The following is a 14,075-nucleotide window of genomic DNA, read 5'->3' on the forward strand; positions in this document are numbered from 1 at the left end:
TGCGTCTCTCAACGACAAAGAAAAGAATTGAACTGAAAACCATGCCTGGAAAGGTTTCCTGATGAAATTGAGACTTTTGACTGCCGTGCTGGGTCTGACCGTCGCCGGAGTGGCCGTCAGCGGTGCGTCCGCCCAGACGCTGCAGACGGTCAAGGATCGCGGCGTCCTGCGCTGCGGCGTCAACACCGGTCTGCCGGGCTTCGCCTCGCAGAACGATCAGGGTGCCTGGCAGGGTCTCGACATCGACTACTGCAAGGCAATCGCCGCCGCCGTCTTCGGCGACCCGTCCAAGGTCGAATATTCGCCGCTGTCGGCCGTTCAGCGCTTCCCGGCGCTGCAGAACAACGAAGTCGACGTTCTGGCCCGCAACACCACCTGGACGATGGACCGCGACACCACGCTGGGCCTGACCTTCGCCGGCGTGAACTACTATGACGGCCAGGGCTTCATGGTGAAGAAGGACCTCGGCGTGAACTCCGCGCTCGAACTGTCCGGCGCGACGGTCTGCGTGCAGAGCGGCACGACCACCGAGCTGAACCTGGCGGATTATTTCCGCACCAACAACATGGAATACAACCCGGTCGTCATCGAGTCCCAGTCGGACGTGAACTCGGCCTATGACAGCGGTCGTTGCGACGTGCTGACCACCGATGCGTCGGGCTTGGCGGCCTCGCGCCTCGAAATGGGCAATGCCGACGAGCACACCATCCTGCCGGAGATCATCTCCAAGGAGCCGCTCGGACCTGCCGTGCGCCAGGGCGACACCGAATGGTTCAACGTCGTCAAGTGGACGCACAACGCGCTGCTGAACGCCGAAGAGCTGGGCGTCACCCAGGAGAACGTCGAAGACATGAAGACCTCGGAGAATCCCGAGATCCGGCGTCTGCTCGGCGAAGACAAGAACTTCGGCGAGTCCATCGGCCTGTCGCAGGACTGGGCCGTGAACATCATCAACGCCGTCGGCAATTACGGCGAGATCTTCGAGCGCAACATCGGTGTCGATACGCCGCTGGAAATCGCCCGTGGCCAGAACGCCCTGTGGACCAAGGGCGGCCTGCAGTACGGCATGCCGATCCGCTGAGCTGATCAAGCCGGGCCGGGCGCGTCTTTCGCGTCCGGCTCGCCCGGCGTGGCCCGTTTGCCCCTTGCGGCCGCCGGGGATCGTCAACTTCCGCAACGCCCGGGAGCGTAGATGACCGTCGAAACCCATTCCGTGCCGCGTCAGGGCGGCGGGGCCAGTTTCCTGAACAATCCGACCGTCCGCAGCATCGTCATCCAGGTCGCCCTGGTGGTCGGTATCGCGCTCTTCACGTGGTGGATCGTCGACAACACGGCGCGGAATCTCGCAGCCGCCAACATCGCGTCCGGCTTCGGCTTCCTCGCCGAGCGGTCTGGCTTCGACATCGCCATCACGCCCTTCACCTATTCGAGCAATGCCACCTATGGGGACGCGATCCTCATCGGTATCGCGAACACGCTGGTCGTGGCGATCAGCGGCATCATCCTGGCGACCATCGTCGGCTTTCTCGTCGGCATCGGGCGCCTGTCGCGCAATTTCCTCGTCCGCTCGATCTCGACCGTCTATGTCGAGACCTTCCGCAACATCCCGCCGCTGCTGGTCATCCTGTTCTGGTACTTCGGCGTGCTGTCGGTTCTGAGCGGTCCGCGCGGCATCGACGAGAGTCCGGTCGGCGTCTATCTGACCAATCGCGGCCTGCAGATTCCGGCCATCCTGTTCGAACCGGTCGCCTGGGCCACCCTTGCGGCCTTCGCCGTCGGGACCGCGGCCACGATCCTCTATGCGCGGCGCAGCAAGAAGCATCAGATGGCCACGGGCGAGCGCCGGCCGGTGCTGTGGCCGGCCATCGGCATGATCGTCGGCCTGCCGCTGCTGGTCTTCGTGGCCACCGGTATCCCGGCGACGCTGGAGTTTCCGACCGCGACGCGCTTCAACCTCGCCGGCGGCATCCAGATCCGGCCGGAATTCATCGCCCTGTGGCTGGCCTTGTCGATCTACACCGCGGCCTTCGTGGCGGAGATCGTGCGTGCCGGCATCCTGTCCGTCTCCAAGGGACAGACCGAGGCCGCCTCGGCGCTCGGGCTGACGCGCGGCAAGCTGCTGCGGCTGGTCGTCGTGCCCCAGGCATTCCGGGTGATCATTCCGCCGCTGACCAGCCAGTATCTCAACCTGACCAAGAACTCGTCCCTCGGACTGGCGATCGGCTATCCCGAACTCGTCGCCGTCGGCTCGACCGTCCTCAACCAGTCCGGCCAGTCCATCGAGGTCGTGGTGATCTGGATGACGGTGTATCTCGGCCTCTCCATCACGGTGTCGCTCATCATGAACTGGTTCAACGCCAAAATGGCGCTCGTCGAGCGATGATCGGGGGCGAATAGATCATGGAAGAACAAGTCGCCCGTTTCGTTTCCACCGAGGAAAAGCTGCCGCTGCCGCCCCCGCCGAGCGAGGTCGGGTTCATCGGCAATGTCCGCCGCAACCTCTTCGCGACGCCGCTCGACAGCGTCCTCAGCGTGATCGCCGGCGCGTTCATCGTCTGGGCCGCGATGAACATCTTCAACTGGGCCTGGCTCGACGCCGTCTTCACCGGCAGCGATCGCACTGCGTGCCTGGTCGAGGGCGGTGGCCATGGCGGCGCCTGCTGGGCCTTCGTCAGCGCCAAGTTCGGCCAGTTCATGTACGGCGTCTATCCGTTCGGCGAACGCTGGCGCATCGACGTCACGGTGGTGCTCCTGGCACTGCTGGTGGCAGGGCTGGCGATCCCGCGGGTGCCCCACAAGCGCCTGAACGCGATCCTGCTGTTCGCGGTGTTCCCGTTCGTGGCGCTGGTGCTCCTGACCGGCGGCGAGTTCCGCTTCGCCGGCGGCACGGTGGCGCTGGTCTTCCTGGTCGCGGCCGTTGCCACGCTGAGCAGTGTCCTCGCCAAGCCCGACGTCGACATCTCGCAGATGCCGGTCAAGATCGCCGCCGGCCTCGCAGGTCTGGCTCTTCTTTTGCTGCTGGTTTCGGCGGCGTTGGATCCGGATCTGTTCCGCTTCCTCGGCTACCGGTTCTCGATCCTCTCGGTCGCCGCGTTCTTCGCGTCGCTGGCGGCGATCGCGCTGGCGGTCTGGGCCGGCTTCCGTGCCGGGTCCGAGGGGGCGGGCGTCTTCGGGCTCCTGGTTCCGACCCTTGCGGCGCTGGCCTTCATGGTGCTGATGACCGGCGACTTCGGGCTCCGGCCGGTCCCCACCAATCTGTGGGGCGGCCTGATGGTGACCCTGGTCGTGGCGGTCAGCGGCATTGCCGCGTCACTGCCGCTGGGTATCCTGCTGGCGCTCGGCCGGCGGTCGTCGATGCCGGCGGTGCGGCTGTTCTGCATCGTGTTCATCGAGTTCTGGCGCGGTGTGCCGCTGATCACCGTCTTGTTCATGGCGAACTTCATGCTGCCGCTGTTCCTGCCGGAGGGCGTGACCTTCAACCAGCTCCTGCGGGCGCTGGTCGGCGTGGCGCTGTTCTCGGCGGCCTACATGGCCGAGGTCATCCGCGGTGGCCTGCAGGCCATCCCGAAGGGACAGTATGAGGGCGCCGATGCCATGGCGCTCACCTATTGGCAGAAGATGCGGATGATCATCCTGCCGCAGGCGCTGACGCTGGTGATCCCGGGGATCGTCAACACCTTCATCGGCCTCTTCAAGGACACCAGCCTCGTCTACATCATCGGCCTGGCCGACCTTCTGGGCACGGTCCGGCGCGGCTTCAACGATCCCGACTGGATCACCCCCACCACACCGGCGACCGGCCTGGTCTTCGCCGCGTTCATCTACTGGCTGTTCTGCTTCTCCATGTCGCGCTACTCGATCTACACCGAGCGGCGACTGGATACCGGACACAAAAGCTGAAGGAATCTCCCATGGCCGTCGACATCGACACCAAGCCGGGCAATGCAGACCGCATGGCTATCTCCGACGAGATCGCGGTCGAGCTTCTGGGCGTCAACAAGTGGTACGGGGAATTCCACGTGCTGCGTGACATCAACCTGACCGTGCGCCGCGGCGAACGGATCGTCATCTGCGGGCCGTCGGGCTCCGGCAAGTCGACGATGATCCGCTGCATCAACCGGCTGGAGGAACACCAGAAGGGCACCATCACCGTCGACGGGATCGAGCTGACCAACGATCTGAAGAAGATCGACGAGGTGCGCCGCGAGGTCGGCATGGTGTTCCAGCACTTCAACCTCTTCCCGCATCTGACGATCCTGGAAAACTGCACGCTGGCGCCGATCTGGGTCCGCAAGATGCCCAAGAAGAAGGCCGAGGAGGTGGCGATGCACTACCTCTCGCGGGTCAAGATCCCCGAGCAGGCCCACAAATATCCGGGCCAGCTCTCCGGCGGCCAGCAGCAGCGCGTGGCCATCGCCCGCTCGCTGTGCATGAGCCCGAAGATCATGCTGTTCGACGAGCCGACCTCGGCGCTCGATCCCGAGATGATCAAGGAAGTGCTCGACGTCATGGTCGGGCTGGCGGAAGAGGGCATGACGATGCTGTGCGTCACCCACGAAATGGGCTTCGCGCGGCAGGTGGCCAATCGCGTCATCTTCATGGATGCGGGTCAGATCGTCGAGCAGAACGAGCCGGAGGCGTTCTTCACCAATCCCGAGCACGAGCGCACCAAGCTCTTCCTGTCGCAGATCCTGCACTAGCACACACCCTGACACAGCGCGGCCGGCATCGGCCGCGCAGCGGGCCGATGGAGCAGGGCGGACGGCGCCGGCCTGCCCGGCGCCGTTCCTCCGTCACGGCAAGGGAACCTGATTGTGATCAGTCCGTTGGTGCATATCTGACCCGAGGGGATGCGCCATTGTCTGAACGATCGAGCGAGGGGCGTGAAGACAAGCGTTCCACCACCCTGTCCCCGACGATCGGCCTCGTCACCAACCAGCATATCGAAGCCGGCCCGCGCTGGGCGGTGATCGGCATCTTCTTCATCCTGTTGTTCGGGGCGCTGTATCTGACGGCGAGCTTCGTCCTGCCGGTGATCATCGCGCTGCTCTTCGCGCTGGTGATGAGCCCGGTGGTGCGGTTCATGAGGAGGCGGCTGAAGATCTGGGAGCCGATCTCGGCCTTCTTCCTCGTCGTCGGCGCACTGGTGACGATGGTGCTCGGCTTCTACATGCTGAGCGACCCCATCACGAACATCGTCAACGACGCGCCGCGCTACGCCGCCGCCGTGGACCAGGAACTGCGCTCGGTGCAGGAGCGGTTCGCCCGGCTGGAGGCGGCACAGCAGAATGTCGAGCAGGCCGCGGGGCGGAATGCCCCCAATGACGGCCAGCCCGACGAGGTCGTCGTCAAGAACCCCGGGCTCCTGGACAATGTGACCACCGCCGCGCCGCAGATCGTCGCCTCGGTGGGCTTCTCGCTGGTCTTCCTGTTCTTCCTGCTGGCGTCGGGCGACCTCTTCTACCAGAAGCTCGTCCGCGCCATGCCGACCCTGTCGGACAAGAAGCGGGCGCTCAACATCGCCCACGAGATCGAGCGCGAGCTGTCGCGCTACCTGTTCACGATCACGCTGATCAACGTCACTCTCGGCCTCACCATCGGCACGCTGCTCTGGTGGGTCGGCATGCCGACGCCGATCATCTTCGGCGCGCTGGCGACGTTGTTGAACTTCATCCCCTATATCGGCGCGCTGATCGGCATGTTCCTCGTCGGCGTCATCGCGCTGGCCGAGTTCGGCAGCCTGTCCAACGCGCTGGCGCCGGTGCTGGTCTATCTCGCCTGCACGACGGTGGAGGGGCAGCTCGTGACGCCGATGATCGTCGGCCGCCGGCTGGAGATGAACGCAGCCGCGGTCTTCCTCTCCGTGGCGTTCTGGGGCTGGATCTGGGGCGTCGTCGGCATGTTCCTGGCGGTGCCGGTGATGGTCGCTCTCAAGGTGCTGGCGAGCTATGTCGAGCCGCTCGGACCCTTCGGCGATTTCCTGTCGGTCGGTTCGAAACGACCGACGAACGACGACGACGACTGACGGGCTTCGCGGCGGGGCGGTCCGTCCCCATCCCATCATTGCGGATACGAAAAAGGGCGGCCCGAGGGCCGCCCTTTCTTTGTTCGGGTGTGACCGTTCAGCCTAGCGCTGGGCGGTGTTGACCGGCTTGACCAGCGGAGTGATGCGCCGGACGGTGACCCGCCGGTTCTCGCGGTTCTCCGCCTGCGTATCGACCTTCAGGTCCTGCTCGCCATAGCCCTGGGTGACGAGGTTCTCCGGCGGCACGTCGAAATACTGGGTCAGTGCCGTGGCGACGCCGTCGGCGCGCCGGTCGGAGAGGGCGAGATTGGCCCGCTCGCTGCCCACCGCGTCGGTATGGCCTTCGATCAGGAAGGTCTCGTCCGGGTTCTCGGCAATGACCCGTGCGATGGCATCGGCCAGGGCCTGCAGGTCGCCGACTTCCTCCTGGGTGATCTCCGCCGACCCGAAGTTGAAGTTGATCGTGCTGAGATCGATGCGGCGCACCTTGTCCCGCACGCGCTCCGACCGGCGGACCTCGTTGAGGGAGTAGATGCGGTCGACGGTCTCGACCGGCGGGGCGACGATGGTCCGGTAGTAGAGCTCCTCGTCGGGATCAGTCACGTCGACGATATAGTCCTCGCGCGGGATGCGCAGATCGAGCGGCGGCAGGTCGGCGCCGACGTCGCTGTAGTAATAGTCGTCCTGACGCTCGTCATCCTGATACGGATCGTAGAACAGGACGACTTCGCTGCCGTCCGGCATGATGCGCGAGCGGCGCACGACGTCGCCGTAGCGGTTTGTGATCGTGACCACCTGGACGCCGTTCGGGCGGACCACCGTCTCGCGGGTGCGATCGCCGCGCAGGCGGTCATAGTAACGCTCCTGCGCATCGACCGCGATGCGGTCGTCGTCATTGCCGCGGATGAAATAGGCCGCAGCTCCGCCGGCGAGCGCCCCGACGGCACCGGCGCCGACGATCGACAGGATGTCGCGATTGCCGACGCGGTCGACGACTTCGACGCCTGGCGGCAGCGGCGCCTGCTGGTTGACGGTGGTGTTGTTCACGACGGTGTTGTTGGTGGTCGTGCTGTTGTTGATCACCGTATTGTTCGTCGTGGTGCTGCCGGCACTGCCGTCCGCCGCCGCGGCGTTCGGCGCCTCGATCCGTTCGCCTTCCTCGGCGGTGATCGGGGTCACCTCGACCGGCTCGGCGAGCTGCTGGACGCGGGCATCGCTCGCGGCGACGCCGCCTTCCGGCACGGCCTCGGTCTGGACGGATTCGTCCACCGCTTCCGGCTGCGATTCCGGAGCGGTCGGCTCGGGTTGCGCGGCGGTCTCGGCGGCGGGCTGTTCTTCGGCAGCGGGCTGCTGGTCGGCCGCAGGCTGCTCCCCGGTTGCCGCATCGGCCGGCTGGTCAGGCGACGTTTCCGCCGGCTGTCCGGCGGTGTCGGCCGCGGGCGCAGCGTCATCGGTCGGCGCAATGGTGTCGCCGTCCGTGGTCTCCGGCTCCGCTGCCTCGGCAGGTGCCTCGGCGGCCGGCTCGGCCGACGTGGCGTCGGTATTCTCCGCCGCTGGCGCTTCGGGCGCGACGTCCTGAGGCGCGGCTTCCGCCGCAGGCTCGGACGGGGCTTCGGGTTCGGCGGCGGGCTCCTCTACCGGCGTCTCGGCGGTCGGTTCGCTGGCCTGCGGCTCGGCTGCAGGAGCCGCTTCCTCGACGGGTTCCGCCGGGACTTCGGCCTCGACCGGGGCCGCTTCCTCGACAGCCGGCTCAGGCTCGGCCTCCGGTGCTTCGGCCTGGGGCTCTTCAGCCTGAGGTTCATCGGCGGGGGCTTCGGCTGCCGGCTCCGGTGCCGGCGCGACGGGGTCTGCCGGCGCTTCGGCCGGCGGTGCCTCGGGTTCCGGTGCCGGCTCGGCCGGCGGCTCCTCGACGGGAGCGGGCTGCGGCTCGGCGGCGGGTTCCTCGACCGGCGCGGCTTCCTCTACCGGGGCGGGTTCCTGTGCAGCCGGAGCTTCGGCCTCAGGGGCCGCGTCCTGCGGCAGCAATTCCTCGGCCTGCGCGACGCGGATAGTCGCCGCCTCCTGCGCGTAAGCGGCGATGGGCCCTGAGAGGGCTGTCGAGGCCGCCAGCGCGGCGACACCGACGAACCTGCCGGTCCTGTTACTTTTCGGCATGTAAATGACCTTTTCGAAACCGTCCCTTGCAGCATTGAGAGGTCGCACGGCCGGTTTCGCGGTCCGGTGCCAGTCCTCCCGCCCGCCATGGCTACCGGCCTGCTGGCCGGTGCACCCATGTCGAGGCGAGGCAGGAACGTTCCACCGGTGCCGCTGTTCCGCGACGGGCGCTGTCCGGCTGATTAATCCCTGGGCGGGCGCCAGTCGTAGAGCCAGGCGAGATCGCCGGCGAGGCTGGCCGCCGAGCGCGATGCCAGCACCGCATTGCGGCCGAGGCTGAGCGGAAACGGCAGGTGATAGACGAAGCGGTGAAAGTCGACCCGCGACCGTACCTTGTCGATCCGTGGCCGCCGCTCTGTCTCGTAGCCGCGAAGCGCGATGCTCAAGTCCGTGGCGCGGTCGAGATGGGCGGCCAGCACCGCCGCATCCTCGATGGCCATGGCCGCGCCCTGCGCCGCATAGGGCAGCATGGCGTGCCCCGCATCGCCGATCAGGACCAGGCGGTCATCGAGATGGCGCCAGGGCCGTGCGCCGGGCACCGCTTTCAGCGGCCAGGCGGTGAAACCGTCCACTGACGCGATCAGGCCGCCGAGCCGCCGGTCCCATTTCGAGAAGCGTGCCGGAAGGTCTGCCGGGTCCGCCGAAGCGCCCGCAGGCTCGATGAGGACGAGATTCGTCTCCCTGCCGCCTGCGATGGGGTAGGCCACCGCATGACGCCGTGGCCCCAGCCAGGCTTCGATACCGGCAGGCGGCATGGTTGCGCCGTCGGCAACACGGCCGCGCCAGGCGAGGGCGCCCGTCGTCGTCGATCCGCCCAGGCCAAGCCGCAGGGCCGTGGGCGAGTTCACGCCGTCCGCGGCGATGACCAGCGGCGCCTGCAGGATTTCGGTGCCGCCCGAGCTGATGGCTTCGACGCGTAGATCGGCGCCGTCCCGTGCGATGGCGCCTATGTCTAGGCCGAGTCGTAGATCGATCCGGCTCGAGGCTGCAGCGGCGCGTACGAGCCACGCCTGGAGATCGGCGCGGTGAATGGAGAGGTAGGGCGTTCCGTCGGCCGAACTGACCGGCACCGACGCAATTGAAAGTCCGGTCCGGGCGGCATGCAGGGTGACGGTTTCGGCCACCGTGCCGCGCGCCTTCAGATCGTCCAGATCGCCGAGACGGGCGAGAACCCGGAGCGCATTGGGCGATAATTGCAGGCCAGCCCCGACCTCTTCCAGCCGGGGGGCACGCTCGACGACGATGGAGGGGCGATCGCGGCGCGCCAGTTCCAGCGCCATCGTCAGGCCGGCCATGCCGGCACCGATGATGACGACCGGCCGCGTCCGGTCGATGGCGCCTATGTCAGGCGGCCTTCTCTTCGAACTGGCAGCCGGGGGGAATCGTGTCCCAGCCCTTCAGCGAGGAATTGTAGCGGTAGAGGGTCGAGCAGTAGCTGCAGACCATCTCACCCTCGTCGCCCATGTCGAGATAGACATGCGGATGGTCGTGCGGCGGGTTGGCGCCGCAGCACATGAATTCGTTGACGCCGACCTCGATCAGATCATGTCCGGCATCGTTCTGGAAATGGGGGATCGTGTGCCCGGCCATTGCGGCTCGCCCTCGGCTCGGTTGCGCTATGGCGCGGACCATAATGGCGCCGGTCGCGAATGAACAGGGGGTGGCGAAACCTCCGTCATGGCTCTAATGCGCCTGTGACGTCCGATCGGAAAAACACGAGAATGGCAGCCATGGACACCTTCACCAGCGACGGTCTGCAACTGGCCTTCACCGATACCGGCGAGCGCGACCGGCCCGCCGTGCTGCTCGTCCACGGCTTCGCCTCGTCGATGCGGGTGAACTGGATCGACACGGGCTGGGTGAAGACCCTGAACGAGGCCGGCTACCGCGTCGTCGCCTTCGACCATCGCGGCCATGGCCAGAGCGCCAAGCCGCAGGACGAGGCGGCCTACACGCCGCAGAAGATGGCCGGCGACGTGGTCAAGCTGCTCGATCATCTCGAGATCGGCGAGACCGTGATCTTCGGCTATTCCATGGGGGCGCGCGTGTCGGCCTTCACCGCGCTGGCGGCGCCGGAGCGGATCTCGAGGATCGTTTTCGGCGGTCTCGGCATCGGCCTCGTCGAGGGTGTCGGCGACTGGGATCCGATCGCCGCGGCGCTGCTGGCACCGTCCCTCGACGACGTCACCGATCCGCGCGGGCGCATGTTCCGGGCCTTTGCCGACCGCACCCGCAGCGACCGGCACGCGCTGGCCGCCTGCATCTCCACCTCGCGGCAGGAACTGACCGAGGCCGAGGTCGGGCAGATCGCCCAGCCGACATTGATCGGTGTCGGCACCACCGACGACATTGCCGGTTCGCCCGACGCGCTCGCCGCGCTGATGCCGAACGCCCGGGTCTTCGCGATCGAAGGCCGGGACCACATGCTCTCGGTTGGCGACCGCACCTTCAAGGCGGAGGTCCTGCGCTTCCTGGGCGCAGCCGCGTGACCACACGGCGTATGGAATGGGCGGGGGCCGGCGGCCATCGTCTCGTCGCCGACCGTCCGGTGGCGGACGGCCATCCGGTGCTGCTGCTGCATGGCGGCGGGCAGACCCGGCAGGCCTGGTCGCATGTCGCGGGCCTTATGGCCGGACGCGGCCTGTCGCCGATCGCCGTCGATCAGCGCGGCCATGGCGACAGCGAATGGATCGCCGGTGGCGGCTACAGCTTCTTCGATTTCGGCGCGGATGCCGGCACGCTTGCCGATGCCATTGCTCGTGAGACGGGGGCCAAGCCCGTGGCGGTCGGCGCGTCGCTGGGTGGCATCGCCAGCCTGCTAGCGCAGGGCGAGGCTGACCGCTTCGCCGCGCTGATCCTCGTCGACGTGACGCCGAGCCTCAACGAGGACGGCGTTGCCCGCGTCCACCGCTTCATGACCGAGCGGCTGGCCGACGGCTTCGCCAGCCTCGAGGAAGCGGCGGAGGCGGTCGCCGCCTATCTGCCGAACCGGCGGCCCTCGGGATCGTCGAAGGGACTGGCCAAGAACCTGCGGCGCTCTGCGGATGGTCGCTATCGCTGGCACTGGGACCCGGCGTTCATCGACGGCCCGAACAGCGTCGCCATGCGCCGGGACGCGGCGCGCACGGCAATGATCGCCGCGGCGCAGGCCCTGACCATTCCAACGCTTCTGGTGCGCGGCGGCCGTTCGGACATGGTCACGAGTGCCGAGATCGACGAATTCCGGGCCCTCGTCCCCGCGGCCGAGTTCGTCGACATCGCCGGTGCGGGGCATATGGTGGCGGGCGACCGCAACGACGTTTTCGGCGACGCGATCCTCGACTTTCTCACCCGGCACGGCTTTGCAACGCCGGCTGGCTGATGCGCGCACCGAGCCCCCGCAAGGGCCGATCGCGCCGCCGGAACGCAGCGTTCCGCCGCCGCGGCTTCCCCTGACGGCCTCGCGCGCCTATCTTTGACACTGACCAGGCGCCGTTTCGGCGCATCCCGACCGGGAGACTTCCATGAGCAGCATGAGCTCGCATTCCCACGAGACCCTCCAGGCCGTCGATCCGATCTGGGCCCAGGTCCGGCTGGAGGCGGAGGACGTCGCGGCGCGTGAACCGGTTCTGTCCGGCTTCGTCTATCCGACGATCATCAATCAGCGCAGCCTGGAAGCGGCGCTGATTCACCGCGTCTCGCAGCGGTTGGACCATCCGGATCTGCCGGCGGTGACCATCGCCCAGGCCTTCGCCGACATGCTGGATGCCGACGACAGCTTCCGCGCGACGCTCCGGACCGACATCCAGGCGGTCTACGACCGCGATCCGGCATGCGAGCGCTATCTGGAGCCGCTGCTCTACTTCAAGGGCTTCCACGCCATCCAGACGCACCGGCTGGCCCACTGGCTGTGGAACGCCGGGCGGCGCGACTTCGCGCTCTATCTGCAGGCGCGCTCCTCGGCGGTGTTCCAGACCGACATCCATCCGGCCTCGCGCATGGGCCGCGGGATCTTCCTCGATCACGCGACGGGGCTGGTCGTCGGCTTCACCGCCGTGATAGGCGACAACGTCTCGATTCTTCAGGACGTCACGCTCGGTGGCACCGGCAAGGAATTCGGCGACCGCCATCCGAAGATCGGCAGCGGCGTCCTGATCGGGGCAGGTGCGAAGATCCTCGGCAATATCCGCGTCGGCGAGTGCTCGAAGATCGCGTCGGGTTCGGTGGTGCTGAAGGAAGTGCCGCCGCACACCACCGTGGCCGGCATTCCCGCGCGGGTCATCGGATCGGCCGGCGATTGCGACGAGCCGGCCCGGGCGATGGACCAGTGCTTCGAACGGAACGACTGAGCGGCGTCCGAGGATTGAAACGAGTGACCGGCGCCTAGCTACAGGCGTCCCAGACGATCCAGGAGAATGCTGTGAAGCCCGACGAAATCCGCAAGCTCGAAGCCTACCTCAGGAGCAGCTTCAAGACCGCCGACATCAAGGTCCGCGCGCTGCCGAAGAGTGCCGACTCGGCGGAAGTCTATCTCAACGACGAATTCGTCGGACTGCTCGCGAAGGATACCGAGGAGGGCGAATTGTCCTACCACCTCACCATGACGATCCTGGACATCGACCTCGAGTAGACGTCCCGACGAATCGACCCGGCAAACGAAAGAGCCGGCCGTGAAAACGGCCGGCTCTTTTGTGTCTGTCAGGCCCCGCGCCGGGCTCGCCTCAGCGAACGCTGCCGACCAGGAGGTTGCGGTCGTCGGCGATGGCCACCCATTTGCCGGCGTTCCGCTCGGACTGGCGCTTGAGATACTGGTAGTCGGTGTCGGTCCACGCCAGAACGCGGTCGTCGAGATTGTCGAGAACGTAGTCGCCCTGGTCGGTGCGCACGGTCAGCACGGCATGGCCTTCGCCGTTGGGCTGGCGCACCACGGTGATCAGCACCGCCGAGGTCGGAATGCCGGCCCGCTCCAGCATGTACTGCTTGAGCAGAACGAAGTCTTCGCAATCGCCCTGGACGGTCGGATAGGACCAGAGCTCCGGCACGCCGTGCATTTCCGCATCGGTGCGCGGGAAGATGTTGGTGTTGACCGCCGTGTTGATCTCGACGATCTGCGCCCAGACTTCGCGGGTCAGCTTGACCACGGCAACAGAGGCGTTGCGGGTACAGGTGCTGGGGTAGCTCTTGCAGAACTCGTAATGGCCGACCGGCTGGGAGGTCTGGCTGGTCGTGGCCATGGCGGGGGCCGCTGCGGCGCTCGTCGTCCCCGCGCCCATGGCGAGGAGGAGCCCTGCTGCGATCGCAACCTGCTTGATGACGTTCTGCATGTGCTTTCTCCTCGTTCGTGAGGAGACAATGCGCGTTCCATTTTACTTTGAAGCGAAATGTAGTCACCGCATTTGCATCGAATTTTAGGCGGTTTGTTACCGGGTATACTTTCGTGATGCTGAAGCTGTCAGGCCAAATTGCAGCGTCGTCGTTTGCCTTTCGGCAACCACGCTGGCGGGGCCGGAAACTTGCGCAGACGCGTCAGGGTGGCGGACAGCGGGGTGGCTGCGCCCGGGACGGGTCGCCAGGCGCCGGGCCCGTCGGAGCTTTCGATCGTGGGATCTGGACGGGAAAGCCGGAATCCGAGGGGATTGCAAGCGGGACAGCACTGGCTCCGGGCCGCATGGGAGACGCCGCACTGGGGATGCCGGCAGGGTCGTCGGTCTTAGGAACCGCGTCGGTGCGTGCATGTTCGCCAGGACCCTGCGACGGGTGCAGCCGGCCGCTTGCAGGCGCGTCAGCGCCTTCGAGAGTGTCCTCGGCTGTTAACGGAGCGCGGCACAGCGCTTTCCGCCCGCCAAAAAAACTTCGGCCACGGACGAAAAAATCGTCCGTGGCCGAAGATGTGCCGGGAGCAGCCGCCGGATGGCGG

General features: G+C 66.8%; 13 protein-coding genes. 9 read left to right on the forward strand and 4 right to left on the reverse strand.

Annotation, left to right across the window (positions count from 1 at the left end; translation table 11 throughout):
- Positions 1 to 61: 61 nt before the first annotated feature.
- The 5 genes from H536_RS0111185 (at position 62) to H536_RS0111205 (ending at position 6,025) form a co-directional block, all read left to right on the forward strand.
- Positions 62 to 1,081: an amino acid ABC transporter substrate-binding protein gene (locus tag H536_RS0111185; RefSeq protein WP_024350555.1), complete on the forward strand. Its 1,020-nt coding sequence runs from the start codon at positions 62 to 64 to the stop codon at positions 1,079 to 1,081.
- 111 nt (positions 1,082 to 1,192) lie between these two features.
- Positions 1,193 to 2,383, forward strand: coding sequence for an amino acid ABC transporter permease (locus H536_RS0111190; protein WP_024350556.1), 1,191 nt, complete (start codon positions 1,193 to 1,195; stop codon positions 2,381 to 2,383).
- 17 nt (positions 2,384 to 2,400) lie between these two features.
- Positions 2,401 to 3,900, forward strand: a complete 1,500-nt coding sequence (locus tag H536_RS0111195) for an amino acid ABC transporter permease (RefSeq protein ID WP_024350557.1) — start codon at positions 2,401 to 2,403, stop codon at positions 3,898 to 3,900.
- 53 nt (positions 3,901 to 3,953) lie between these two features.
- Positions 3,954 to 4,700: an amino acid ABC transporter ATP-binding protein gene (locus H536_RS0111200; protein WP_187391889.1), complete on the forward strand. Its 747-nt coding sequence runs from the start codon at positions 3,954 to 3,956 to the stop codon at positions 4,698 to 4,700.
- Positions 4,701 to 4,858: 158 nt separating this feature from the next.
- Positions 4,859 to 6,025 (forward strand): AI-2E family transporter, encoded by a 1,167-nt coding sequence (locus H536_RS0111205; RefSeq protein WP_024350559.1) that lies wholly within the window; start codon positions 4,859 to 4,861, stop codon positions 6,023 to 6,025.
- A gap of 102 nt (positions 6,026 to 6,127) precedes the next feature.
- On the opposite strand, the gene H536_RS25140 is transcribed toward H536_RS0111205, so the two are convergent.
- The 3 genes from H536_RS25140 to H536_RS0111220 all read right to left on the reverse strand — a co-directional run bounded on the left by H536_RS25140 (position 6,128) and on the right by H536_RS0111220 (position 9,769).
- Positions 6,128 to 8,179 (reverse strand): OmpA family protein, encoded by a 2,052-nt coding sequence (locus H536_RS25140; RefSeq protein WP_024350560.1) that lies wholly within the window; start codon positions 8,177 to 8,179, stop codon positions 6,128 to 6,130.
- 182 nt (positions 8,180 to 8,361) lie between these two features.
- Positions 8,362 to 9,522: an FAD-dependent monooxygenase gene (locus H536_RS0111215; protein ID WP_035694899.1), complete on the reverse strand. Its 1,161-nt coding sequence runs from the start codon at positions 9,520 to 9,522 to the stop codon at positions 8,362 to 8,364.
- Position 9,523: 1 nt separating this feature from the next.
- A complete protein-coding gene (locus H536_RS0111220) occupies positions 9,524 to 9,769 on the reverse strand; it encodes a zinc-finger domain-containing protein (protein ID WP_024350562.1) in 246 nt (81 codons plus the stop codon).
- A 140-nt stretch (positions 9,770 to 9,909) separates the two neighbouring features.
- On the opposite strand from H536_RS0111220, the gene H536_RS0111225 reads away from it, so the two are divergent.
- The 4 genes from H536_RS0111225 (at position 9,910) to H536_RS0111240 (ending at position 12,788) form a co-directional block, all read left to right on the forward strand.
- Positions 9,910 to 10,668: an alpha/beta fold hydrolase gene (locus tag H536_RS0111225; protein ID WP_029703095.1), complete on the forward strand. Its 759-nt coding sequence runs from the start codon at positions 9,910 to 9,912 to the stop codon at positions 10,666 to 10,668.
- Positions 10,665 to 11,540 (forward strand): alpha/beta fold hydrolase, encoded by an 876-nt coding sequence (locus H536_RS0111230; protein WP_024350564.1) that lies wholly within the window; start codon positions 10,665 to 10,667, stop codon positions 11,538 to 11,540. Before H536_RS0111225 ends, H536_RS0111230 begins: the two co-directional genes overlap by 4 nt.
- A 142-nt stretch (positions 11,541 to 11,682) precedes the next feature.
- Positions 11,683 to 12,507, forward strand: a complete 825-nt coding sequence (cysE, locus tag H536_RS0111235; RefSeq protein WP_024350565.1) for a serine O-acetyltransferase — start codon at positions 11,683 to 11,685, stop codon at positions 12,505 to 12,507.
- A 71-nt stretch (positions 12,508 to 12,578) separates the two neighbouring features.
- Positions 12,579 to 12,788 (forward strand): DUF3126 family protein, encoded by a 210-nt coding sequence (locus H536_RS0111240; protein ID WP_024350566.1) that lies wholly within the window; start codon positions 12,579 to 12,581, stop codon positions 12,786 to 12,788.
- Positions 12,789 to 12,879: 91 nt separating this feature from the next.
- On the opposite strand, the gene H536_RS0111245 is transcribed toward H536_RS0111240, so the two are convergent.
- A complete protein-coding gene (locus H536_RS0111245) occupies positions 12,880 to 13,482 on the reverse strand; it encodes a transglutaminase-like cysteine peptidase (RefSeq protein ID WP_024350567.1) in 603 nt (200 codons plus the stop codon).
- Positions 13,483 to 14,075: the final 593 nt, after the last annotated feature.

The sequence above is a fragment of the Aurantimonas coralicida DSM 14790 genome (genome assembly GCF_000421645.1).
In the GTDB taxonomy this organism is placed as follows: Bacteria; Pseudomonadota; Alphaproteobacteria; order Rhizobiales; family Rhizobiaceae; genus Aurantimonas; species Aurantimonas coralicida.